Consider the following 22,532-nt stretch of genomic DNA (forward strand, 5'->3'; position numbering starts at 1 on the left):
ATTACAGCAGGCTCTCTTCGACGGCCGCACGGCGGCGGAGGGACAGGGAGGGGTGGTAGCGGCCGCCGGGGTACTCCCGGTCCAGCCCCGACAGGATGTCCCGGACCCGTCCCAGGCCGAGCTCCCGGCCCCACTCCAGGGGCCCGCGCGGGTAGTTCACGCCCAGCCGCATGGCCGTGTCGATGTCCTCGCGGGTCGCGACGCCCCGGGCGGCGGCGTCCTCGGCGAAGTCGACGAGCATGGCCACCGTGCGGGCGACGATCAGGCCGGGGACGTCCTCGATGACGCTGACCTTCTTACCGAGCGCCTGGAACAGCCCGACGGCGGCGCGCACGTCGGCCTCCGGCGCCTTCCGGGAGGGGGCGAGGGCGACCCGGGCGCAGGACCGGTAGTCGAGCGCGAGGTCGAAGTGGATCGTGGTCCCGCTGGAGCGGGGAGTGGCGGCCTCGCCCTGGGTGAGGGTGAGCCGGGTGCCGCCGGGCAGCGCGATGTACCACTCGGGCTCGCGGGGCGTGCGGTCCCGCACGACCTTGACGCCCGCCTCCTCGATCATGTCGAGCAGCGGCGCGCAGACGGGCGGCACCTGGCCGTGCCAGCCGATCTCCGCGGGGGCCTCGCGGGGCTCGGCCGTGCTCGGCTCGGGTTTCTGGGCGCCGTCGGCGTACGGGAACCATCCCGCGCCGGACTTCCGGCCCAGCAGCCCGGCCTGCACCAGCCGGCCCTGGGCCAGCGAGGGCGTGAACCTCGGGTCGTGGAAGAACGCCTCGTGAACCGAACGGGTGACGGCGTCGTTCACGTCCTGGCCGATGAGGTCGGTCAGCTCGAAGGGACCCATCGCGAAGCCGCCGCTCTCGCGCAGCACCGCGTCGATGGTGGCGGGGTCGGCGCCCCGCTCCTCGTACACGCGGAAAGCCTCGGCGTAGAAGGGCCGGGCGAGCCGGTTGACGATGAAGCCCGGGGTGTCGGCGCAGGCCACGGGGGTCTTGCCCCACGCGGCGACGGTGGCCCGGGCCCGCTCGGCGGCCGGCTCGTCGGTGGCGTGGCCGCGGACGACCTCGACGAGGGGAAGCACCGGGGCGGGGTTGAAGAAGTGCAGGCCGACGAAGCGGCCGGGCAGGCGCAGGGCCCCGGCGACGGCGGTCACCGGGAGGGAGGAGGTGTTGGTGGCGAGCAGGCAGTCGTCCGCGACGACCGATTCCAGCTCCTGGAAGAGCTTCTGCTTGGTGTCCAGCCGCTCCACGATCGCTTCGATGACGAGCGCGGAGTCGGCGAGCCCGTCGAGCCGCGCGACGGGCCGCAGACGGGCGAGAGCCGCGTCCCGGTCGGCCGCGTCGAGCCTGCCCTTGTCCACGAGGCGGCCGAGCCGGGCGGCGATCGCCCGGGCCGCGTCCTCCGCACGGCCGGGTACCGCGTCGTACAGCCGTACCGGGTGGCCCGCGGCCAGGGCGACCTGGGCGATGCCCTGGCCCATGGTGCCGGTGCCGACGACGGCGACGGCTCGGGCCGGGTCGATTGCGGTCATGACAGTGATCCTCCCCGATGAGTTGTCCACAGGTTCGCCGGGCCCCCTTGCCCCGACCGATCGTTCGGTTACTGTATCCACCGGGGGCGCGTCCGGCCCCCGTATCGGAGCCCCGCTCGACGAGGAGTTGGTCTGACGTGACCGCCGGACTCACCACCGCCCAGCTGATCGAGAAGCACCGCCCCACCCTTGACCAGGCGCTGGACGCCATCCGTTCCCGCGCCTACTGGTCCCCGCACCCGGAGCACCCCAAGGCCTACGGGCCCGAGGGCGCCCCCGGCAGCCTGGGCGCCGCCGAGGGCCGGGCAGCCTTCGACGTGCAGCGCGGCAAGCGCTTCGAGCTGGAACAGCCCGGCACCGACGGCTGGGCGGGCTCGGAGGTCTCGCCGTACGGCTTCGAGCTGGGCATCGAGTACCCGCACGCCGACGTCGACGTCCTCCTGCCCGCGCTGCGCGCGGCGATGCCCGCGTGGCGGGAGGCCGGCCCGCGGGCCCGGGCGGCGGTCTGTCTGGAGATCCTGGCCCGGATCAACGCCCGGACGCACGAGTTCGCCCACGCGGTCATGCACACCAGCGGCCAGGCGTTCATGATGGCCTTCCAGGCCGGTGGGCCGCACGCGCAGGACCGTGGCCTGGAGGCCGTCGCCTACGCCTACGCCGAGCAGACGAACGCCGCCCCGGAGACCGCCGAGTGGGTCAAGCCGCAGGGCAAGCGCGATCCCCTGAAGCTGAACAAGCAGTTCACCACCGTGCCGCGCGGCGTCTCCCTGCTCATCGGCTGCAACACCTTCCCCACGTGGAACGGCTACCCGGGCCTGTTCGCCTCGCTGGCCACCGGTAACGCCGTCCTGATCAAGCCGCACCCGCGCGCGGTGCTGCCGCTCGCCCTGACCGTGCGGGTCGCCCGCGAGGTGCTGGCCGAGGCCGGTTTCTCCCCCGACCTGGTCGCGCTGGCCGCCGAGCGGGACGGCGAGGGCATCGCCCAGTCCCTGGCCGTCCGGCCGGAGATCCGCGTCATCGACTACACGGGCTCCACCGCCTTCGGCGACTGGCTGGAGGCCAACGCCCGCCAGGCGCAGGTCTTCACGGAGAAGGCGGGCGTCAACACCGTCGTCGTCGACTCCACCGACGACTACAAGGGCATGCTGTCCAACCTGGCCTTCTCGCTGTCCCTCTACAGCGGCCAGATGTGCACCACCCCGCAGAACCTGCTCGTCCCGCGCGAGGGCATCGCCACGGACGCCGGGCACAAGTCCTTCGACGAATTCGTCGCCGACCTCGCCACGGCCGTGGAGCGGCTCCTGGGTGACGACGCCCGGGCCAACGCCCTGCTCGGCGCCATCGTCAACGACCAGGTGAAGGCCCGGATCGACGCCGCCGCGCAGCTCGGCGAGGTCGCTCTGGCCTCCCGTACCGTGGCCAACCCCGACTTCCCCGGCGCCACGGTCCGCACCCCGGTCATCGTCAAGCTCGACGGCGCCAAGCCGGACGCCGAGGCGGCCTACTTCTCGGAGTGCTTCGGCCCGGTGTCCTTCGCGGTCGCGGTCGACTCGACGGCCGACGCGGTGGAGCTGCTGCGCCGCACGGTGCGGGAGAAGGGCGCGATGACGGTCGGGGCGTACACGACCTCGGCCGACGCCGAGCGGCTGATCGAGGAGGCATGCCTGGAGGAGTGCGCCCAGCTCTCCCTCAACCTCACCGGCGGGGTGTACGTCAACCAGACGGCCGCGTTCTCGGACTTCCACGGCTCGGGCGGCAACCCCGCGGCCAACGCGGTCCTGTGCGACAGCGCCTTCGTCGCCAGCCGCTTCCGCACGGTGGAGGTACGCCGCCAGGCGTGACTCAGCCCACCGGGGGCACCGTCCCGGGCCCGCCCCAGTGGAACAGGGCCATCGCCACGCTCGTGGCCAGGTTGTAGCTGGAGACCTGCGGGCGCATGGGCAGGGCGACCAACCGGTCCGCCCTGCCCCTCAGCTCCGCCGAGACGCCGTGCCGCTCCGACCCGAAGACGAGCAGCGCGTCGTCGGGCAGGGGGACGCCCCGGATGTCGTCCCCTTCCGGGTCCAGGACGTACAGCGGCCCCGGGGGCAGCTCGTCGGCCGGCAGCCGTTCCACGGCCGTCGCGTAGTGCAGCCCGGCCCCCGACCGCACGGCGTTGGGGTGCCAGGGGTCGATGTCCCCGGTGGTGACGACGCCGGTCGCGCCGAAGCCGGCCGCCAGCCGGACCACCGCGCCGACGTTGCCGAGGTTGCGGGGGTTGTCCAGGACGACGACGGGCGCCTGCCGGGGCCGCCGGGCCAGCGCGTCGAGGTTGGCGCGGCGGTCCGGGCGGGCGGCCAGGGCGGCCACGCCGGTGGGATGGATCCTGGGCACGAGCTCGCGCAGCGTCGCCGCGGGCACCTCCACCAGGAGGTCGTCGAGGGTGGCCGTCAGGTCGTCGGCCAGGTCGGCGGAGAGTGCCAGGACGGAGGCCTTGTCGCTGGTGAGGGCGGGGCCCACGGGCGCGCCGAAGCGCAGGGCGTGCTTGAGCGCGTGGAAGCCGTCGAGCAGCACGGCGCCGGGCGCGTCGGCGGCCCACCGCCGCAGCGCGGCGGTGCCGGGGTCGTCCTGGGTCATGGGCCTCAGCCTACGGTCCGCCGGCCGGGCCCCGGCACGGCGGCCGGAGCGTCGGCCGGGCCTTCGGTCTCCTCCTCGGCCGGGGTCCGGGGAGCGGGGCAGGGCCCCACCGGCTCCCGCCGGCCGCGCGCCGGGGGAAGCAGACGGCGGGCGCCCTCCAGCCGGCGCAGGAAGGACGTCGGCAGGAACACCGCGTCCGCGACGATCATCGCGAGGGAGAAGAACGGCAGTCCCAGCAGCACGGCGATGCCGAGGTGCTCGGCCATCATCAGCACCAGCAGCACGTTCTTCACCCGTCGGTTGAGCAGGGTGAAGGGGAACGCGACCTGGACGGCCACCGTGCCGTAGCTGAGCAGCAGGACGACGAGGCTGCTCGCGGCGAGGGCGTGGGAGAGCCAGGGCCAGGGGGAGAAGTAGTCGATGTGCATGGGGTAGAACAGCGCGGTGCCGTCCTGCCAGCGCGAGCCCTGAACCTTGTACCAGCCGGCCGTGGCATAGATCAGACAGACCTCCGCCATGATCACCAACAGGGCGGCGTTGTGCGTCAGATGGGCCAGCGCGTCGAGCACGGCGCGCGGCTCCCCGGGGGCGTACCGCCGCACCGCCCACCACAGCCCCTGGACGGCCCACAGCGCCCACAGCGTGACGGGCCAGGAGAGGCCGGGCAACGGTCCTTCGCCGGTCCAGGACATGCTGTCGTCGCCGAGGACCTGGGCGAGGACGAGCCCGATCCCGCACACCGTCCACAGCACGATGCCCGGCACGTCCCGCGCGTCGCCGTCGGCACGTCCCCACGCGTCGCCGTCGGCGCTCTCCCGCGCCAGGCGTGCCGCGCGGCGGGCGTCGAGGGACCAGACCTGGCCGCAGCGCGTCAGGACCATGTACAGCGCCATCAGATGGACGACGTTGTCGCCGCCGTCGCCGATGAACACGCTGCGGTTCTGGAGCGAGAGCACGCCGAGCATGGAGAGGACCGACATGGTCCGGGTGCGCCAGCCGAGCATCAGCAGGGCACTGAAGACGATGGCGAGCGCGTAGACGGTCTCGAACCACGCGGGGCTGTCGGACCACATCAGCGCGGTGAAGGCGTGGTTGTCGCCGATGAGCTCGTGGGCCATCCGCCAGCTCCAGGGCGCGTCCGGCCCGTACAGCTCACGGCGGTTGGGCCACTCGCGCAGCAGGTAGCACAGCCAGGTGAAGGAAAGCCCGATCCGCAGGAGGGCCGTCTGGTACGGACCCAGGGAGGCGCCGGTGACGCGGGCGAGAGCGCGCGACAGCGAGCGCGTCAGTGAGGTGGTCATCGGTTCCTCGCCTCCGCGAGATCGGCGGTGCTCACCGGCCACCAGCCCAGCACCCGGTACACCGGCTTGGTGTCGGCCTTCTCGTCGCTCCAGGGCGGGGGCGCGATGGGCGTGGTCACGGACCGCACCTGGACGCGTCCGACCGGGCGGCCGTCCTGGCTCGCGCCCAGCCGGGAGAGGGCGATGCGGCGGACGTACTGCTCGGCGAGGCGGCCGCGCAGGCCGCTGGGGCGCTCCTGGGCGTCGTGGGTGCCCGCGTAGAAGTCCCAGGCGCGGCGGAGCTCGTTCTGCCGGGTGTGGCTGGGGACGGGGTTGTGGAGTATGTCGGCGCCGTCGCGGGCCGACAGGTCGGCCCAGGGAGTGACGGTGGTCCGGCCGTCCGCGCCGGTCAGCTCGGCGCGCGCCTGGACGGCGACGTTCTGCTGGAGCGGGTTGGGGGCGAAGAACTTCCAGTTCTGCTCGAACTCCGGGTAGACGTAGTCGTCTATCTCCGCCGCGTGCCGTTTGCTGACCGTGTTCGGCGGCGCCACGTGCAGGAACATCATCGCCAGGTGCACCGCGACCGCCAGCGTCACCACCGCGACGCCGACGGCGACGACGACGCGTGCCGGCAGGGACAGGCCCTCCGGTCCGGCGGCACCGTCGGCCCGCTCGCGCGCCTCGTCCGTCTCCATCGCCCCGCCCCTGTTCCTTGTCCGCCGGTCCATGCGCCCGTGGCGCGCGCTGCCGGGCGCCCGAGCGCCCCGGTGTGCACCCGAACCGTACCGACGCGACCCCAGGAGGCCCAGCGCCGACGAGTTATCCACAGGGTTGACAGGGTCTGGGGCTCCCCTCACCATTGAACCGAACGATCGGTCGGTAGGGAGAGTCATCGAGGCGAGGGGGCACGGCATGACCACGACGGCGCCGGAGACGGGAGCGCTGGAGGCGGTGTTCGAAGCCGCCGTGGCCGCAGACGAGCGGATCGAGCCACGCGACTGGATGCCCGACGCCTATCGCGCCACGCTCGTCCGGCAGATCGCCCAGCACGCCCACTCCGAGATCATCGGAATGCAGCCCGAGGCCAACTGGATCACCCGCGCGCCCTCGCTGCGCCGCAAGGCGATCCTCATGGCCAAGGTGCAGGACGAAGCGGGCCACGGCCTCTACCTCTACAGCGCCGCCGAGACCCTCGGCACCGGCCGCGACGAGCTGCTCGACAAGCTCCACGCCGGCCGCCAGCGCTACTCCTCGATCTTCAACTACCCCACTCTGACCTGGGCGGACGTCGGCGCCATCGGCTGGCTCGTGGACGGCGCGGCCATCACCAACCAGGTCCCCCTCTGCCGCTGCTCCTACGGCCCCTACGCCCGGGCCATGGTCCGCATCTGCAAGGAGGAGTCCTTCCACCAGCGCCAGGGCTACGAGCTGCTGCTCGCCCTCAGCCGGGGCACCGAGGCCCAGCACGCCATGGCGCAGGACGCGGTGAACCGCTGGTGGTGGCCGTCCCTGATGATGTTCGGCCCACCCGACGACGAGTCCGCCCACTCCTCCCAGTCCATGGCCTGGAAGATCAAGCGGCACTCCAACGACGAGCTGCGCCAGCGCTTCGTGGACATCTGCGTCCCCCAGGCCGAATCCCTGGGCCTCACCCTCCCCGACCCGGACCTCCGATGGAACGAGGAGCGCGGCCACCACGACTTCGGCGCCATCGACTGGGACGAGTTCCACGAGGTCCTCCGAGGCAACGGCCCGTGCAACGAACAGCGGATCACCCAGCGCCGCAAGGCCCATGAGGAGGGCGCCTGGGTCCGCGAGGCAGCCGCCGCGTACGCCACCAAGCACGCGGCCGAACACGGAGAGGCGACAGCATGACCGGCACCGACTGGCCCCTGTGGGAAGTGTTCGTGCGCAGCAGGCGGGGCCTGTCCCACACCCACGCCGGCAGCCTCCACGCCCCGGACGCCGAGATGGCCCTGCGCAACGCCCGCGATCTCTACACCCGGCGCTCCGAAGGCGTCTCCATCTGGGTGGTGCCGTCCACAGCCGTCACCGCCTCCTCCCCGGACGAGAAGGACCCCTTCTTCGAGCCCGCCGCCGACAAGCCCTACCGCCACCCGACCTTCTACGACATCCCGGAGGGGGTGAAGCACCTGTGACCGCACCCATGACCACACCCGCGACCACCACCGCGACCGCCTCCGCGCAGGCGCACGCGACCGCCGCCCTCGCCCTCGGTGACGACGCCCTGGTGCTCTCCCACCGGCTGGGCGAGTGGGCCGGGCACGCCCCCGTGCTGGAGGAGGAGGTCGCCCTCGCCAATATCGCGCTCGACCTGCTCGGCCAGGCCCGCGTCCTGCTCTCCCTCGTGGGCGACGAGGACGAGCTCGCCTACCTTCGCGAGGAACGCGCCTTCCGCAACGTCCAGCTGGTCGAGCAGCCCAACGGCGACTTCGCGCACACCATCGCCCGCCAGCTCTACTTCTCCACCTACCAGCACCTGCTGTACGAGCGGTTGGCGGGCGACGGGGAGTCGCCCTTCGCCCCGGTCGCGGCGAAGGCGGTCAAGGAGGTCGCCTACCACCGGGACCACGCCGAGCACTGGACCCTGCGCCTCGGCGACGGCACGCCGGAGAGCCACTCCCGGATGCAGCGCGCGCTGGACGCCCTGTGGCGGTTCACGGGCGAGCTCTTCGAGCCCGTGGCAGGGCTGCCCGTCGACCCGGCCGCCCTCCGCGACGGCTGGCTGACCTCCGTGACCGACGTCCTCCGGCGCGCCACCCTGACCCTGCCCGAGGGCCCCCAGGCCGGCGCGTGGACGGCCGGCGCGGGCCGACAGGGCATCCACACCGAGCCGTTCGGGCGGATGCTCGCGGAAATGCAGCACCTCCACCGCAGTCACCCGGGGGCGACATGGTGAGCACGCCCACGGGAGCCCCGGCCCCCGTATCCCAACTCGAAGAGGTATCCCGCCTCGAAGAGGACCTGCTGGCCCTGGCCGGGTCCGTGCCCGATCCCGAGCTGCCCGTGCTCAGCCTGGCCGAGCTGGGCGTCCTGCGCGGCCTGCGCGTCACCGGCCCCGGCCGGGTCGAGGTGGAGCTCACCCCCACCTACACCGGCTGCCCCGCCATCGAGGCGATGTCCGCCGACATCGAACGCGTGCTCCATGAACAGGGGCAGGCCGAGGTCACCGTCCGCACGGTCCTCTCCCCGCCCTGGTCCACCGACGACATCACGGCCGAAGGCCGCCGCAAGCTGGAGGAGTTCGGCATCGCGCCACCGGGGCCGACGGGGGCGAAAGGCCCTGTCATGGTCGGCCTGGCCATTCGGTGTCCCCACTGCGGATCCACCGACACCACGCTGCTGAGCCGCTTCTCCTCCACCGCCTGCAAGGCCCTGCGCCGCTGCGAGGCGTGCCGCGAACCGTTCGACCACTTCAAGGAGTTGTGATGGCAGCGGCCCGCCATGGCGCCTTCCACCCGCTGCGAGTGACGGCCGTCGAGCCCCTCACCGACGACTCGGTCGCCGTCACCCTCGCGGTCCCGCCCGCCCTGCGCGCCGCCTTCCGGTACGCGCCCGGCCAGCACCTCGCCCTCCGCCGGAGCGTGGACGGCACGGAGATACGCCGCACCTACTCCCTCTGCGGCCGGGCCCCGGGCGCGGAGGGCCCCGAGACACTGCGGGTCGGAGTGCGGCTGGTGGACGGCGGGGCGTTCTCGACGTACGCCCTCAAGGAGCTGGCCGCGGGGGACACCGTTGAGGTGATGGCCCCGGCCGGACGGTTCGTGCTGCGGCCCCGCCCCGGCCGCTTCGCGGCGATCGTCGGCGGCAGCGGGATCACGCCCGTCCTGAGCATCGTCTCGACGCTGCTGGCGAGCGAGCCGGACGCCCGGTTCTGCCTGATACGCAGCGACCGCACCACCGCCTCGACGATGTTCCTCGACGAGGTCGCCGACCTCAAGGACCGCTATCCCGACCGGCTCCAGCTCGTACAGACCCTCTCCCGCGAGGAGCAGCAGGCCGGGCCCGCCTCCGGCCGGCTGGACGAGGAGCGGCTGACGCGGCTACTGCCCGCGCTGCTGCCGGTGGCGACGGTCGACGGCTGGTTCCTGTGCGGCCCCCATGGGCTGGTGCAGGGCGCGGAGCGGGCGCTGCGCGGCCTGGGCGTCCCGCGCGAGCGGATCCATGAGGAGATCTTCCACGTGGAGGACGCCTCGGCGGTTACGGCGGCCGCGGCCCCGGCGCCGGGCACGCGCACAGCCCTCACGCACAGCGAGGTGACCGCCAAGCTGGACGGCCGCAGCGGCAGTTGGCCCGTGCGGGACGGGGAGACGCTGCTGGAGACGGTGCTGCGCAACCGGGCCGACGCGCCCTACGCCTGCAAGGGAGGCGTCTGCGGCACCTGCCGCGCGTTCCTGGTGTCGGGCGACGTACGGATGGACCGCAACTTCGCTTTGGAACAGGAGGAGTTGGACGCGGGATACGTACTGGCCTGCCAGTCCCACGCCACCACGGAGAAGGTGGAGCTGGACTTCGACCGCTGACCGCATTCCCGGATCGCCAATTCCTCATTCCCAATTCCCCGCCGCTGCCCTACTTTGACAGGTCGTCAGATAGCCATACGTCATACGGGGCGTTCGAGGAAGGGGCGGCGGCCATGGACTTCGCCTTCACCGAGGAGCAGCAGGCGGCTGCCGAGGCGGCCCGGGCCGTCTTCGGCGGGGTGAGCGCCGACGGGGTGCCCAGCCCGGCCCTGGTGCCGGGCGCGGTCGCCGAGGACCTCGACCGCCCGCTGTGGGGCCGTCTCGCCGACGCGGATCTGTTGAGCCTCCTCCTGCCTGTGGAGCGCGGCGGCGCGGGGCTCGGGCCGATCGCCCTGTGCCTGGTGCTCCGCGAGGCCGGCCGGGTCCTGGCCCGCGTGCCCCTGCTGGAGACCAGCGCCGCCGCCTTCGTCCTGGGCGCGTACGGCGGCGGCGCGACGGGTCCGCTGCTGGACGCCATCGGCCGGGGCGAGCTCGTCGTCACGGCCGCCGCCCAGGGCCGCACCGGGCACGACCTCCCCGAACTCGCCGTCACCGCCCGGCAGGACAGCGACGGCCACTGGATCCTCGACGGGCAGCAGACCGCCGTGCCCTGGGCGCCCACCGCCGACCGGATCCTGCTGCCCGCCCACGCCGGGGACGGCCGTACGGTCCTCGCCCTGGTCCCGCCCGGCCGTCCCGGAGCCACCCTGGAGGACCAGGTCTCCACCAACGGCGAGCGATACGCCCGGGTGACCCTGGACGCGGTGCGCGCCGGGCAGGACGAGGTGATCACGGCGGACGGCGCCTGGGCGCGGCTACGGGAGCTGCTCACCGTCGGCACCTGCGCCCTGGCACTGGGCGTCGGCGAGGCGGCGGCCCGGATGACCGGTGACTACACGAGCAAGCGGGAGCAGTTCGGCTTCCCCCTCGCCACGTTCCAGGCCGTGGCGGTCCAGTGCGCGGATCGCTATATCGACCTGCGGGCGATGGAGGCCACACTTCTGCAGGCGGCCTGGCGCGTCGAGACGGCCCCGGCGCACGAGGAAGCGGGCGCGCTGCCCGTCGCCGCCGACATCGCCGTCGCCAAGGTCTGGGCCTCCGAGGGCGTACGCCGCGTCGTCCAGACCGCCCAGCACCTGCACGGCGGCTTCGGGGCGGACACCGAGTACGCCCTCCACCGCTATCACGCCTGGGCGAAGCAGCTGGAGCTCTCCCTCGGCCCGGCAGCCGCCCATGAGGAGGCCCTGGGCGACCTGCTGGCCGCCCACCCCCTGACCTGAGGAACGAGCTGAGGAACGAGCTGAGGAACGGCTAGATCACGGCGCCCGGAGCGCCCGCGGCGTCCACGACCGGACGGCCGGTGGCCGCCCACGCCTGCATGCCGCCCTCGACGTTCGCGGCGTCGAGGCCCTGCTGCACCAGGTAGGCCGTGACCTGCGCGGAGCGGCCCCCGGACCGGCAGATGACATGGATCCGGCCGCCCTCGGGGGCCTTCTCCGTCAGCTCACCGAAGCGCGCCACGAAGTCGCTCATCGGGATGTGCAGCGCGCCGTCGGCGTGCCCCGCCTGCCACTCGTCGTCCTCACGCACGTCGAGCAGGAAATCGTCGGCGGACAGGGCGTCGACGCCGACCGTGGGCACTCGGGAACCAAAAACCATGGCCCCGACGCTACCCGACCGGCTAACCGGTCAGCGAGGCCAGATGAGCCTCCCGTTCCGCGATCTGTGCCAGCAGCCCGTCGGCGATCTCCACCAGCAGCCCGTCCGGGTCCTCCGGCGCCATCCGGAGCATCGCGCCGATCGCGGAGGCCTCCAGTTCGGCGGCCACCGCCGAGAGCATGTCCTTGCGCTGGGCCAGCCACTCCAGCCGCGCGTACAGCTCCTCGCCCCGGCTCGCGCGCCGCTGCGCCGGCACGGGACCCGCCGCCCACTCCTCGGCGAGCTCCTGGAGCAGCGCCTCGTCGCCGTCGGCGTAGGCGGCGTTCACCCGCACCATGAAGGCCTCGCGGCGTGGCCGGTCCGCCTCGTCCGGGGCCAGGTCCGGGTGGGCCTTGCGGACGAGCTCCCGGTAGGCGCGCCGGGCCCCGTCACTGGGCCGCACCCGGGCCGGCGGGCGCACCCGCTGCTCGGTGAGCATGGCCGTGGCCTCCGGCGACATCCCGGAGTCGTCGATCCAGCCGCCCAGCAGGTCGTCGACCCCCGGCATGGGCTGCACCAGCGCCCGGGCCTCGCGGGCCCGGCGGGTGTCCTCCGCGTCCCCCGAGCGGGCCGCGACGGCCTCCGCGATCAGCGCGTCGAGCTCGTCGAGACGGGCGTACATCGGGCCGAGGCGCTGGTGGTGGAGGCGGGAGAAGTTCTCCACCTCGACCCGGAAGGTCTCCACCGCTATCTCGAACTCGATCAAGGCCTGTTCGGCCGACCGCACGGCCTGGGCGAGCCGCTCGGTTCCGGGTTCCTCCGCGCGCGGCTCGTCGGGCGTCTCGGCTTCCGTCTCAGCTTCCGGGTTCATCACCCGCCCAGGGTACGAGGTGGCCTCCGGCCCGGGGCCCGCGCTCCGGCCCGGACCACCCACGGGCCCACCCACGGGCCCACCCACGGGCCCACCCACGGGCCCACCCACGGGCCGTGATCACCGACCGGCCTCACACCCCCGTCTCCGCCGCCACCCGCCCGGTACGCACGGCCTTCGCCAGCTCCGCGTGATCGGCTTCCATGCGGTCCGCGTACGTGACGGCGAAGGCGGCGATCGCCTCGTCCAGTTCCCCGCCCTTGCCGCAGTAGCCGGCGATCAGCAGCGGGTCGGCGCTGTGCGCGTGCGCCCGTGCCAGCAGGGCGCCCGTCATCCGCCCGTAGTCGTCGAGCTCGCCGGGGGCCAGCGCCGCCGGGTCCACGCTGCCCTTGCGGTTGCGGAACTGCCGCACCTGGTACGGGCGTCCCTCGACCGTCGTCCACCCCAGCAGCACATCGCTGACGACCTGCATCGACCGCTGTCCCAGCACCACGCGGCGTCCCTCGTGCGCGACGGGCGCCGCCTCGAAGCCCGCCTTCTCCGCGTAGGGCAGCAGCGTCGACGGCCGGGCCTCCTTCACCTGGAGCACCAGCGGCTCGCCCCGGTGGTCGTGCAGCAGCACCACGTACGAGCGCAGTCCCACGCTGCCGGTGCCCACGATCCGGAACGCCACGTCCTGGATCGTGTACCGGCCCAGCAGCGGCAGCAGCTCTTCCGGCAGCGTGCCCAGGTACGGGCCGAGCGAGGCCGCGACGGCGGCCGCCTCCCCGTCCGGCACCCGGCGCAGCACAGGCGGGGCGTCCACGAACCGGCGGCCGCCGTGGCCGTCCTCCTCCGTCGCCTTGGCGGCGAAGCGGGCGCTGGTGTTCCGCCGGGCCTTCGCCCCTACCCGCTCCAGCGTGCCCACCAGCTGATGGGCGTCGGCGTGGGAGACGAGCTCCTCGTCGGCGATGGCGTTCCAGGCCTCGGACGCGGGCATCCGGGCCAGCAGCCGCATCGTGTGCCGGTAGGCGCCGGCGGCGTCGCGGGCCGCCGTGCGGCAGGTGTCCTCGTCGGCCCCGGCCTCGCGCCCGGCCAGCACCAGGGAGGCGGCGAGGCGCTTGACGTCCCACTCCCACGGCCCGTGGAGGGTCTCGTCGAAGTCGTTGAGGTCCATCACTATCTCGCCGCGCGCGTCGCCGTAGAGCCCGAAGTTCGCGGCGTGCGCGTCCCCGCACAACTGCGCGCCCACGCCCGTGACGGCCGTGCCCGTCAGGTCGTACCCCATCAGCCCGGCCGAGCCGCGCAGGAAGGCGAAGGGGGAGGCCACCATGCGGCCCACGCGGATCGGCACGAGCTCGGGCAGCCGCCCGGCGTTGGACTTCTCCAGGCTCTCGACCATGCCGGGGCGCCCGGCGGCGGGCCGCCAGCGGGCGTGCGCGGCGCGGGGCACCTCGTCGCGCAGCGCCTTGCCCGCCACCTTGGCGGCCCTGCCGACTCTGTCGGCCCGGCGCGCGGCCCCGGCCGGCTCCCCGGCCGTCCGCTCGGCGGAACCCGAGACGGAATCCGAGGCCAGACCCGAGACGGAACCCGAAGTGAATCCCTGGGCGAAACCCGGTACGTACGGCAGTCGCGTCATCGCGGCGCCACCTCCCCATCGGCGTCAACCGCCCATCGGTGTCGATCTTCCCCGACGGTACCGCCCCGCCGGGGCCCGTGTCCGGCAGGACGGCCATGCGGCGGCACGCGGCAAATCCCCTTGCCCGCAAGACCATTGGCCGCCACACATACCAGACCTTCTCCCACGAAATCCGCTTCTGCGTGAAGGGACGCGCTGGATACCCTGCACACCCATCGCACATCGCGTCGTTCTCCCCCTCGCAAGGAGTCATCGTGTCCCAGGTCCAGCGCATGTCCCGGCTGATGGTGAAGACTCTGCGCGACGATCCGGCGGACGCCGAGACGATCAGCCACAAGCTGCTGGTCCGGGCCGGATACGTGCGCCGCAACGCGGCCGGCGTCTGGACCTGGCTGCCGCTGGGCAAGAAGGTCCTGGACAACGTCTCGGCCGTCGTCCGCGAGGAGATGGACGCCATCGGCGCCCAGGAGGTGCTGCTGCCCGCGCTGCTGCCCAAGGAGCCCTACGAGGCGAGCGGCCGCTGGGAGGAGTACGGCGAGCTGCTGTTCCGGCTGAAGGACCGCAAGGGCGCCGACTATCTCCTGGGCCCCACGCACGAGGAGATCTTCACGCAGACGGTCAAGGACCAGTGCGTGTCCTACAAGGACCTGCCGGTGATGCTCTACCAGATCCAGACGAAGTACCGGGACGAGGCCAGGCCGCGCTCGGGGGTGCTGCGCGGGCGCGAGTTCCAGATGAAGGACTCGTACTCCTTCGACATCACGGACGAGGGGCTGGCCGAGTCGTACGCCCTCCACCGGGCCGCCTACCAGCGGATCTTCACCCGGCTGGGGCTGGACCACCGGATCGTCTCGGCGGTGTCGGGGGCGATGGGCGGCTCGGCGTCGGAGGAGTTCCTGGCCCCCGCCGCGGCCGGCGAGGACACCTTCGTCGACTGCCCGGCGTGCGGGTACGCGGCGAACACGGAGGCGGTGACCTTCCCGGCGGACCGCGCGGAGCCGGTGGACGCGTCCTCGGTGGGCCCGATGGAGGAGCTGGACACCCCGGACACCCCGACGATCGAGTCCCTCGCCCGGCAGCTGGACGTCCCGGCCTCCGCGACCCTGAAGAACCTCCTGGTGAAGGTGGACGGGGAGATCGTGGCCGTGGGCGTGCCCGGCGACCGCGAGGTCGACCTCGGCAAGCTGGGCGAGCACCTGGCCCCGGCGGTCGTGGAGCTCGTCACCGCCGAGGACTTCGCCGGCCGCCCGGACCTGGTGCGCGGCTACGTGGGCCCGCAGGGCCTGGCGAAGGTCCGCTACATCGCCGACCCGCGCGTCGCCCCCGGCACCGCCTGGGTGACGGGCGCCAACAAGCCGGACACCCACGCGCGCGACGTCGTCTGCGGCCGGGACTTCGAGGTCGACGACTACCTGGACGTCGTCGTGGTCGAGGAGGGCGACCCCTGCCCGTCCTGCGGCGCGGGCCTGCGGCTCGGCCGGGCGATCGAGATCGGGCACATCTTCCAGCTCGGCCGCAAGTACGCCGACACCTTCCAGCTGGACGTGCTGGGCCCGCAGGGCAAGCCGGTGCGGGTGACCATGGGTTCGTACGGCATCGGCGTCTCGCGGGCGGTGGCGGCGCTGGCGGAGCAGACCGCCGACGCCAAGGGCCTGTGCTGGCCCGCCGAGGTCGCCCCGGCCGACGTCCACGTGGTCGCGGCCGGCAAGGCGGCGCAGATCGAGCTCGCCCTGGACGCCGCCGAGCGGCTGCGGGCGGCGGGCCTGCGGGTGCTGGTCGACGACCGGGCCGGGGTCTCCCCCGGGGTGAAGTTCACGGACGCGGAGCTGATCGGCGTCCCGAGGATCCTGATCGTCGGCCGCCGGGCCGCCGAGGGCGTGGTGGAGCTCAAGGACCGCCGCGGTGGTGAGAGCGAGGAGCTGCCGCTGACGGACGCGGTCGCGAAGCTGACGGCCTGACCGTCCGATCATCCGGTCCGGCCGGAGCACACCCGCTCCGGCCGGACCGGTAGGTGTGAGCACTCCCACACACCGGACGAGGACATAGCAAGACGGTCGGCATCGTGATCACGATGCCGACCGTCTCGTCTGTGCGCGAGGGGGGAGTTGAACCCCCACGCCCTTTCGGGCACTGGAACCTGAATCCAGCGCGTCTGCCTATTCCGCCACCCGCGCATTGGGTGTGTCTTCCGCTTCCCGGACCGTTCCCCCGGCGTTTCCGCCCGGTTCTTGTCCGTTCGCCTTCCGACATCGAGAACATTAGCACGCCCTCGCGGGTGCCTTCACACCCATTGCCTCCACCCCGTCCCCGGGGGAGGGCCCGGTGAGGGCTCCGGTTGCGGGACACTGGCTTCGGGGCACCTCTACGATCCGCGTGGAGGCGACACTCGTCACTCCTGGCGTCGAAGGGGAACCAGCCGTTTTCCCGACGCGTGGATACGATCAGTAAGCAGTATCAGGAACGACACTGAGCATCAGAGACGTCACTGAGGGAAGGAGGTGCCCCGTGGGAGTACTGAAGCGCTTCGAGCAGCGACTCGAGGGTCTCGTGAACGGCACCTTCGCCAAGGTGTTCAAGTCCGAGGTGCAGCCGGTCGAGATCGCGGGAGCACTCCAGCGGGAGTGCGACAACAACGCCACCATCTGGAACCGTGACCGCACCGTCGTCCCGAACGATTTCATCGTGGAGCTGAGCGCGCCGGACTTCGAGCGCCTGAGCCCCTACTCCGGCCAGCTCGGCGACGAGCTGTCCGGCATGGTCCGCGACTACGCCAAGCAGCAGCGGTACACCTTCATGGGGTCCATCAAGGTCCACCTGGAGAAGGCCGACGACCTCGACACCGGCCTGTACCGGGTGCGCAGCCGCACCCTCGCCTCCAGCGAGTCGCAGGACCCGAACGCCCGGCAGCAGGCCGCGCGCCCCGGACCGGCCGCCGCCACCCAGGGCGCCGGCTATCCGCCGCAGCCCTCCGGCGTCCCGCCCATGCCCGCGTCGCCGCCGCCCGGGGTCCGTCCCCTGCCGCCGCGCGCCGGCGGTCCGGGGCCCGGCGCGGTGCCCGGGGCCCAGACGCGCCGCTGGATCGAGATCAACGGCACCCGTCATCAGATCTCGCGGTCCACGCTCGTGCTGGGCCGCAGCACCGAAGCGGACGTACGCATCGACGACCCCGGCGTCTCCCGCCGGCACTGCGAAATCCGGGTCGGCACCCCCGCGACCGTCCAGGACCTGGGGTCGACCAACGGCATCGTGGTGGACGGACAGCACACCACGCGCGCTACGCTCCGCGACGGCTCACGGATCGTCGTGGGCAGTACCACCATCGTTTATCGGCAAGCCGAAGGGTGAAGCGGGGGCAATGTCAGAGCTGACCCTCACGGTCATGCGGTTGGGTTTCCTCGCCGTACTGTGGCTGTTCGTCATCGTGGCCGTCCAGGTCATTCGCAGCGATCTGTTCGGCACCCGCGTGACCCAGCGCGGCTCCCGCCGCGGCGGGGACACCCGCCCGCAGCGCGCGCAGGCCCCGGCCGCGCCGCCGCAGCAGCGCCAGCAGCAGCAGCCCGGCGGCCGTCGTGCCGACCGCGGCCGTCGCGGCGCGCCCACCAAGCTGGTGGTCTCCGAAGGCAGCCTGACCGGCACCACGGTGGCTCTCCAGGGCCAGACGATCTCCCTCGGTCGCGCCCACGACTCGACGATCGTGCTGGACGACGACTACGCCTCCAGCCGGCATGCCAGGATCTATCCCGACCGCGACGGCCAGTGGATCGTCGAGGACCTCGGGTCGACCAACGGCACCTACCTCGACCGGACCCGGCTGACCACCCCGACCCCGATTCCGCTCGGCGCGCCGATCCGTATCGGCAAGACCGTCATCGAGCTGCGGAAGTAGTAGGACCATGACGACCGGAGGGTGGGCAGCGTGGCTGGGAAGGGGCTGTACCCGGAGCCGACGGGCGAGGTGCGCATGAGTCTGTCACTGCGCTTCGCCGCCGGATCGCACAAGGGCATGATCCGGGAGGGCAACGAGGATTCCGGTTACGCCGGCCCCCGGCTGCTCGCCATCGCCGACGGCATGGGCGGCCAGGCGGCCGGCGAGGTCGCCTCCTCCGAGGTGATCTCCCAGCTGGTCGGGCTCGACGACGACGTCCCGGGCTCCGACATCCTCACCTCCCTCGGTACCGCCGTGCAGCGCGCCAACGACCAGCTGCGCGTCATGGTCGAGGAGGACCCCCAGCTGGAGGGCATGGGCACCACGCTCACGGCCCTGCTGTGGACCGGTCAGCGGCTCGGTCTCGTCCACGTCGGCGACTCCCGCGCGTACCTCCTGCGCGACGGGGTGCTCACGCAGATCACCCAGGACCACACCTGGGTGCAGCGGCTGGTCGACGAGGGCCGGATCACCGAGGAGGAGGCCACCACCCACCCGCAGCGCTCCCTGCTGATGCGCGCGCTGGGCAGTGGCGACCACGTCGAGCCGGACCTGTCGATCCGCGAGGTGCGGGCCGGCGACCGCTATCTGATCTGCTCCGACGGGCTCTCCGGTGTCGTCAGCCACCAGACGATGGAGGAGACGCTCGCCAGCTACCAGGGTCCGCACGAGACGATCCAGGAGCTGATCCAGCTCGCCCTGCGCGGCGGCGGCCCGGACAACATCACCTGCATCGTGGCCGACGTCCTCGACGTCGACGGCGGGGACACCCTCACCGCCGAGTTCAACGACACGCCGGTGATCGTCGGCGCGGTCGCCGAGAACCAGCTGCACATCATCGACAAGCGGGCCATGCAGACCCCGGCCGGCCGCGCCGCCGAGCTGGGCCGGCCCGTGCCCCCGCAGGAGGGCGCGCCCGGCGGCTTCGGCCCGCCCGGCAGCGGCGACGCCGGGATGGGCGGCATGCCGGACGGCGCCTTCGGCCCGTTCACGGACGAGGACTTCGTCAAGCCCCGGCGCAAGGGCCGCTGGCTCAAGCGCTCCCTGATCCTCGCCCTGGCGCTGGGCGTGGTCGGCGGCGGTCTGTACGGCGGCTACCAGTGGACGCAGACGCAGTACTACGTGGGCGCGAAGGACAACGACCACGTGGCGGTCTACCAGGGCATCAACCAGGACCTGGCGTGGGTGAGCCTGAGCAGGCTGTACAAGGACCACCCCGAGATCGAACTCAAGTACCTCCCGGTCGACCAGCGCAGCCGTGTCGTCGACACGATCACCGTCGGCAGCCGGGACCAGGCCGTGCAGAAGGCCAAGGAGCTCGGCACGCTCGCCGGCGCCTGCAAGAAGGAAGCCGAGCGGCACAAGGCCGAGCAGCAGCAGCGCGAGAGCGAGAAGCAGAACACCGACCGCACCGGCGGCACCGCGAGCGGCGCCCCGAAGGACACGGCGAAGGAATCCGGCGAGACCCGCTCCCACGCCGCCCAGGCCACCCCGGCCCCCACCCCGGGCCCCACCCTCAGTGAGGAAGAGCAGAAGTTGGTCCCGCAGTGCAGCAGCGCTCAGCAGTGAAGCCGTAGGGGGCCACCACCGCCATGTCAGCGATTTCACCCATTCCCAACTCCGGCAGCAACACGACGACCATCAGCACCGTGGGCGCGCCGAGCCGGCGCAACACCGAGCTCGCGCTGCTGGCCTTCGCCGTCATCCTGCCGTGCTTCGCCTACGCCAACGTGGGTCTGGCCCTCGACGGCGAGATGCCCTCCGGCATGCTCGGCTACGGCATCGGCCTCGGCCTGATGGCGGGCGTCGGTCACCTGGTCGTCCGCAAGTTCGCCAAGTACGCCGACCCGCTGCTGCTGCCCCTGGCGACGCTGCTCAACGGCATCGGCCTGGTCATCATCTGGCGGCTGGACCAGTCGCCGCGACTGATGGCCCGCAAGGCGTTCGCCCCCGCCGCGACCAACCAGCTGCTGTTCTCGGCCCTGGGCATCGCCCTGTTCGTGGCCGTCCTGATCTTCCTGAAGGACCACCGGATCCTCCAGCGCTACACCTACATCTCGATGGCGGTCGCGCTCGCCCTGCTGGTCGCCCCGATGTTCTTCCCCGCCGTCTACGGCGCCCGCATCTGGATCACGATCCCCGGCCTGGGCTCGATCCAGCCGGGTGAGTTCGCCAAGATCGTCCTATCGATCTTCTTCGCGGGCTATCTGATGGTGAAACGCGACGCGCTGGCCCTGGCCAGCCGCCGCTTCATGGGCCTGTACCTGCCGCGCGGCCGTGACCTCGGCCCGATCCTGGCGGTCTGGGCGTTCTCGATCCTGATCCTCGTCTTCGAGACCGACCTCGGTACGTCGCTGCTGTTCTTCGGCATGTTCGTCGTGATGCTCTACGTCGCGACCGAGCGCACCAGCTGGATCGTCTTCGGTCTGCTGATGTCCGCCGTCGGCGCCGTCGCCGTGGCCAGCTTCGAGCACCACGTCCAGCAGCGTGTCGACGCCTGGCAGCACCCCTTCGACGCCTTCAAGGACGGCAGCTCCGACCAGATCGCCCAGGCCCTGATGGCCTTCGGCTCCGGCGGCGTCTTCGGCACGGGCTGGGGCCAGGGCCACTCCGACCTCATCGGCTTCGCCGCCAACTCCGACTTCATCCTGGCCACGGTCGGCGAGGAGCTCGGCCTGGCCGGCGTCATGGCGATACTCCTGATCTACGGCCTGATCGTGGAGCGCGGCGTGCGCACCGCCCTCGCGGCCCGCGACCCCTTCGGCAAGCTCCTCGCCACGGGCCTGTCCGGCGCCTTCGCCATCCAGGTCTTCGTGGTCGCCGGCGGTGTCATGGGCCTCATCCCGCTGACCGGTATGACGATGCCGTTCATGGCTCAGGGCGGTTCCTCCGTCATCGCCAACTGGGCGCTGATCGCCGTGCTCATCAAGATCAGCGACACCGCGCGGCGCCCCGCGCCGGCGCCCGCCCCGAACCCCGACGCCGAGATGACCCAGGTGGTCCGCCCGTGAACAAGCCCGTGCGCCGGATCGCCATCTTCTGCGGTCTCCTCGTCCTCGCCCTGATGATCAGGGACAACTGGATCCAGTTCGTCCAGGCCGACGAGCTCAAGACGAACAAGCACAACCGTCGCGTCACGATCGCCCGCTACAGCCAGCCGCGCGGCAACATCATCGTCGACGGCCAGGCGATCACCGGCTCCCAGGAGACCGGCGGCATCGACTTCAAGTACAAGCGCACCTACAAGAACGGTGAGATGTGGGCTCCGGTCACGGGCTACAGCTCACAGGTGTTCGACGCCAACCAGATCGAGAAGCTCGAGGACAAGGTCCTCACCGGCGACGACGACCGGCTGTTCTTCAACCGCACGGTCGACATGATCACCGGCAAGGGCAAGAAGGGCGGTGACGTGATCACCACCCTGAACAGCAAGGCCCAGGAAGCCGCCTTCAAGGGCCTCGGCGACAAGAAGGGCGCGGTCGCCGCCCTCGACCCGCGCACGGGCAAGATCCTCGCGCTGGCCTCCACCCCGTCGTACGACCCGTCGACGATCGCGGGGGCGCAGGACAGCAAGGCGTGGAACGCGCTCACGGCCGACAAGAACCAGCCCATGCTCAACCGGGCGCTGAAGCAGACCTACCCGCCGGGCTCGACCTTCAAGGTCGTCACCGCCGCCGCGGCGCTGGAGAACGGCCTCTACAAGGACGTCGACGCCAAGACGGACTCGCCGCTGCCGTGGATCCTGCCGGACACGCGTGTGGAGCTGCAGAACGAGGGCAACATCCCCTGCAAGGACGCCTCGCTGCGGGTCGCCCTGCAGTGGTCCTGCAACACCGTCTTCGGCAAGATCAGCGCCGACCTCGGCAACAAGAAGATGATCGACGAGGCGAACAAGTTCGGCTTCAACAAGCCGGTCGACACGCCCGTCCGCGCCGTGCCCAGCATCTTCCCCAAGGACAACCGCCCGCAGAACGCGATGGCCGGCATCGGCCAGGCGTCCAACCGGGTGACCCCGCTGCAGATGGCCATGGTGGCCTCGGCCGTCGCCAACAACGGCAAGCTCATGGAGCCGTACATGGTCGACAAGCTGCGCGCGCCGAACCTGAACGTCATCGAGCACCACCAGCCCAAGCAGATGAGCCAGCCGATGTCGGCCGAGACCGCCCAGAAGCTGCAGAGCATCATGGAGACGGTCGTCGAGCAGGGCACCGGTAAGAAGGGCCAGATCAGCGGCGTCAAGGTCGGTGGCAAGACGGGTACCGCCCAGCACGGCGTCGACAACAGCGGCAACCCGTACGCGTGGTTCATCTCCTACGCGAAGACCGACAAGGGCTCGCCGGTCGCCGTCGCCGTCGTCATCGAGGGCTCGGACACCGTCCGCGACGACATCGCCGGTGGCGAGCTCGCCGCCCCCATCGCGAAGAACGTCATGGAGGCGGTCATCAACTCGGAGAAGTGATCCGGCTCACTCGCCACGGCCGAACCACTCCTCCGTCTGTACCGGTCGTATATCGGGTGCCGGTGGCGCCCCGAAGGCAC

20 protein-coding genes and 1 tRNA gene are annotated in these 22,532 nt (G+C 72.1%); 13 read left to right on the forward strand and 8 right to left on the reverse strand.

Annotation, left to right across the window (positions count from 1 at the left end; all coding sequences use genetic code 11):
• Window position 1: 1 nt before the first annotated feature.
• A complete protein-coding gene (locus tag ACX9I7_RS05665; protein ID WP_459386686.1) occupies window positions 2-1,522 on the reverse strand; it encodes a 3-hydroxyacyl-CoA dehydrogenase in 1,521 nt (506 codons plus the stop codon).
• Window positions 1,523-1,659: 137 nt separating this feature from the next.
• On the opposite strand from ACX9I7_RS05665, the gene paaN reads away from it, so the two are divergent.
• Window positions 1,660-3,363, forward strand: a complete 1,704-nt coding sequence (gene paaN, locus ACX9I7_RS05670) for a phenylacetic acid degradation protein PaaN (protein WP_459386687.1) — start codon at window positions 1,660-1,662, stop codon at window positions 3,361-3,363.
• A 1-nt stretch (window position 3,364) separates the two neighbouring features.
• Here the strand turns inward: paaN and ACX9I7_RS05675 are convergent, their stop codons facing one another.
• From ACX9I7_RS05675 to ACX9I7_RS05685, 3 genes are read right to left on the reverse strand one after another with little or no spacing between them, the layout of a single operon-like run.
• Window positions 3,365-4,138, reverse strand: coding sequence for a TrmH family RNA methyltransferase (locus ACX9I7_RS05675; RefSeq protein ID WP_387577364.1), 774 nt, complete (start codon window positions 4,136-4,138; stop codon window positions 3,365-3,367).
• 5 nt (window positions 4,139-4,143) lie between these two features.
• A complete protein-coding gene (locus tag ACX9I7_RS05680; RefSeq protein WP_459386688.1) occupies window positions 4,144-5,439 on the reverse strand; it encodes an HTTM domain-containing protein in 1,296 nt (431 codons plus the stop codon).
• Window positions 5,436-6,113 carry a DUF5819 family protein gene (locus tag ACX9I7_RS05685; RefSeq protein ID WP_459386689.1) on the reverse strand — a complete coding sequence of 226 codons (678 nt, stop codon included), beginning with the start codon at window positions 6,111-6,113 and terminating at the stop codon, window positions 5,436-5,438. The genes ACX9I7_RS05680 and ACX9I7_RS05685 overlap by 4 nt, the downstream gene beginning before the upstream one ends.
• Before the next feature lie 217 nt (window positions 6,114-6,330).
• On the opposite strand from ACX9I7_RS05685, the gene paaA reads away from it, so the two are divergent.
• The 6 genes from paaA to ACX9I7_RS05715 all read left to right on the forward strand — a co-directional run bounded on the left by paaA (window position 6,331) and on the right by ACX9I7_RS05715 (window position 11,221).
• Entirely contained in the window at window positions 6,331-7,293 is a 963-nt protein-coding gene (gene paaA, locus ACX9I7_RS05690; protein ID WP_387577358.1) for a 1,2-phenylacetyl-CoA epoxidase subunit PaaA, read from the forward strand.
• The gene (paaB, locus tag ACX9I7_RS05695; protein WP_126915001.1) at window positions 7,290-7,577 is read left to right on the forward strand and encodes a 1,2-phenylacetyl-CoA epoxidase subunit PaaB; all 288 of its coding nucleotides are present in this window, start codon (window positions 7,290-7,292) and stop codon (window positions 7,575-7,577) included. The genes paaA and paaB overlap by 4 nt, the downstream gene beginning before the upstream one ends.
• Before the next feature lie 8 nt (window positions 7,578-7,585).
• Window positions 7,586-8,338: a 1,2-phenylacetyl-CoA epoxidase subunit PaaC gene (gene paaC, locus ACX9I7_RS05700; RefSeq protein WP_459386690.1), complete on the forward strand. Its 753-nt coding sequence runs from the start codon at window positions 7,586-7,588 to the stop codon at window positions 8,336-8,338.
• On the forward strand, window positions 8,332-8,868 hold the full coding sequence (gene paaD, locus ACX9I7_RS05705) for a 1,2-phenylacetyl-CoA epoxidase subunit PaaD (RefSeq protein WP_459386691.1): 537 nt from the start codon (window positions 8,332-8,334) through the stop codon (window positions 8,866-8,868). The genes paaC and paaD overlap by 7 nt, the downstream gene beginning before the upstream one ends.
• The gene (locus ACX9I7_RS05710; RefSeq protein WP_459386692.1) at window positions 8,868-9,962 is read left to right on the forward strand and encodes a 2Fe-2S iron-sulfur cluster-binding protein; all 1,095 of its coding nucleotides are present in this window, start codon (window positions 8,868-8,870) and stop codon (window positions 9,960-9,962) included. Before paaD ends, ACX9I7_RS05710 begins: the two co-directional genes overlap by 1 nt.
• Before the next feature lie 113 nt (window positions 9,963-10,075).
• Window positions 10,076-11,221, forward strand: coding sequence for an acyl-CoA dehydrogenase family protein (locus tag ACX9I7_RS05715; RefSeq protein WP_459386693.1), 1,146 nt, complete (start codon window positions 10,076-10,078; stop codon window positions 11,219-11,221).
• Between the two features lie 31 nt (window positions 11,222-11,252).
• Here the strand turns inward: ACX9I7_RS05715 and ACX9I7_RS05720 are convergent, their stop codons facing one another.
• The 3 genes from ACX9I7_RS05720 to ACX9I7_RS05730 all read right to left on the reverse strand — a co-directional run bounded on the left by ACX9I7_RS05720 (window position 11,253) and on the right by ACX9I7_RS05730 (window position 14,068).
• Window positions 11,253-11,600 (reverse strand): rhodanese-like domain-containing protein, encoded by a 348-nt coding sequence (locus tag ACX9I7_RS05720; RefSeq protein WP_387577348.1) that lies wholly within the window; start codon window positions 11,598-11,600, stop codon window positions 11,253-11,255.
• Between the two features lie 22 nt (window positions 11,601-11,622).
• Window positions 11,623-12,450, reverse strand: coding sequence for a J domain-containing protein (locus tag ACX9I7_RS05725; RefSeq protein ID WP_387577346.1), 828 nt, complete (start codon window positions 12,448-12,450; stop codon window positions 11,623-11,625).
• 133 nt (window positions 12,451-12,583) lie between these two features.
• Window positions 12,584-14,068, reverse strand: a complete 1,485-nt coding sequence (locus ACX9I7_RS05730) for a DUF2252 domain-containing protein (protein WP_459386694.1) — start codon at window positions 14,066-14,068, stop codon at window positions 12,584-12,586.
• Between the two features lie 254 nt (window positions 14,069-14,322).
• Between ACX9I7_RS05730 and ACX9I7_RS05735 the strand changes: the two genes are divergently transcribed.
• Window positions 14,323-16,026, forward strand: a complete 1,704-nt coding sequence (locus ACX9I7_RS05735) for a proline--tRNA ligase (RefSeq protein ID WP_387577342.1) — start codon at window positions 14,323-14,325, stop codon at window positions 16,024-16,026.
• A 132-nt stretch (window positions 16,027-16,158) separates the two neighbouring features.
• Here ACX9I7_RS05735 and ACX9I7_RS05740 read toward each other — a convergent pair.
• Window positions 16,159-16,242 (reverse strand) — tRNA-Leu (locus ACX9I7_RS05740).
• A gap of 331 nt (window positions 16,243-16,573) precedes the next feature.
• Here ACX9I7_RS05740 and ACX9I7_RS05745 point away from each other — a divergent pair.
• The 5 genes from ACX9I7_RS05745 to ACX9I7_RS05765 all read left to right on the forward strand — a co-directional run bounded on the left by ACX9I7_RS05745 (window position 16,574) and on the right by ACX9I7_RS05765 (window position 22,452).
• Window positions 16,574-17,413, forward strand: a complete 840-nt coding sequence (locus ACX9I7_RS05745) for a DUF3662 and FHA domain-containing protein (RefSeq protein ID WP_358623633.1) — start codon at window positions 16,574-16,576, stop codon at window positions 17,411-17,413.
• A gap of 10 nt (window positions 17,414-17,423) precedes the next feature.
• A complete protein-coding gene (locus tag ACX9I7_RS05750) occupies window positions 17,424-17,954 on the forward strand; it encodes an FHA domain-containing protein FhaB/FipA (protein ID WP_126915009.1) in 531 nt (176 codons plus the stop codon).
• Between the two features lie 75 nt (window positions 17,955-18,029).
• On the forward strand, window positions 18,030-19,562 hold the full coding sequence (locus tag ACX9I7_RS05755) for a PP2C family protein-serine/threonine phosphatase (RefSeq protein ID WP_459386743.1): 1,533 nt from the start codon (window positions 18,030-18,032) through the stop codon (window positions 19,560-19,562).
• Between the two features lie 23 nt (window positions 19,563-19,585).
• Complete coding sequence (locus tag ACX9I7_RS05760) at window positions 19,586-21,004, forward strand: FtsW/RodA/SpoVE family cell cycle protein (protein WP_387577339.1); 1,419 nt, start codon at window positions 19,586-19,588, stop codon at window positions 21,002-21,004.
• The gene (locus ACX9I7_RS05765; protein ID WP_358623630.1) at window positions 21,001-22,452 is read left to right on the forward strand and encodes a peptidoglycan D,D-transpeptidase FtsI family protein; all 1,452 of its coding nucleotides are present in this window, start codon (window positions 21,001-21,003) and stop codon (window positions 22,450-22,452) included. The genes ACX9I7_RS05760 and ACX9I7_RS05765 overlap by 4 nt, the downstream gene beginning before the upstream one ends.
• Window positions 22,453-22,532 lie beyond the last annotated feature (80 nt).

It is taken from the genome of Streptomyces sp. L500 (genome assembly GCF_054551825.1).

Excerpts from the sequence above, each read along its gene's own strand:
- paaD (WP_459386691.1), top strand. The coding sequence starts at position 8,332 with ATGGTGAGCACGCCCACGGGAGCCCCGGCCCCCGTATCCCAACTCGAA.
- paaA (WP_387577358.1), top strand. The coding sequence starts at position 6,331 with ATGACCACGACGGCGCCGGAGACGGGAGCGCTGGAGGCGGTGTTCGAA.
- ACX9I7_RS05760 (WP_387577339.1), top strand. The coding sequence starts at position 19,586 with ATGTCAGCGATTTCACCCATTCCCAACTCCGGCAGCAACACGACGACC.
- ACX9I7_RS05675 (WP_387577364.1), bottom strand. The coding sequence starts at position 4,138 with ATGACCCAGGACGACCCCGGCACCGCCGCGCTGCGGCGGTGGGCCGCC.
- ACX9I7_RS05710 (WP_459386692.1), top strand. The coding sequence starts at position 8,868 with ATGGCAGCGGCCCGCCATGGCGCCTTCCACCCGCTGCGAGTGACGGCC.
- ACX9I7_RS05725 (WP_387577346.1), bottom strand. The coding sequence starts at position 12,450 with ATGAACCCGGAAGCTGAGACGGAAGCCGAGACGCCCGACGAGCCGCGC.
- ACX9I7_RS05680 (WP_459386688.1), bottom strand. The coding sequence starts at position 5,439 with ATGACCACCTCACTGACGCGCTCGCTGTCGCGCGCTCTCGCCCGCGTC.
- ACX9I7_RS05755 (WP_459386743.1), top strand. The coding sequence starts at position 18,030 with ATGAGTCTGTCACTGCGCTTCGCCGCCGGATCGCACAAGGGCATGATC.
- ACX9I7_RS05720 (WP_387577348.1), bottom strand. The coding sequence starts at position 11,600 with ATGGTTTTTGGTTCCCGAGTGCCCACGGTCGGCGTCGACGCCCTGTCC.
- paaC (WP_459386690.1), top strand. The coding sequence starts at position 7,586 with ATGACCACACCCGCGACCACCACCGCGACCGCCTCCGCGCAGGCGCAC.
- ACX9I7_RS05715 (WP_459386693.1), top strand. The coding sequence starts at position 10,076 with ATGGACTTCGCCTTCACCGAGGAGCAGCAGGCGGCTGCCGAGGCGGCC.
- ACX9I7_RS05685 (WP_459386689.1), bottom strand. The coding sequence starts at position 6,113 with ATGGAGACGGACGAGGCGCGCGAGCGGGCCGACGGTGCCGCCGGACCG.
- paaB (WP_126915001.1), top strand. The coding sequence starts at position 7,290 with ATGACCGGCACCGACTGGCCCCTGTGGGAAGTGTTCGTGCGCAGCAGG.
- ACX9I7_RS05665 (WP_459386686.1), bottom strand. The coding sequence starts at position 1,522 with ATGACCGCAATCGACCCGGCCCGAGCCGTCGCCGTCGTCGGCACCGGC.
- ACX9I7_RS05750 (WP_126915009.1), top strand. The coding sequence starts at position 17,424 with ATGTCAGAGCTGACCCTCACGGTCATGCGGTTGGGTTTCCTCGCCGTA.
- ACX9I7_RS05730 (WP_459386694.1), bottom strand. The coding sequence starts at position 14,068 with ATGACGCGACTGCCGTACGTACCGGGTTTCGCCCAGGGATTCACTTCG.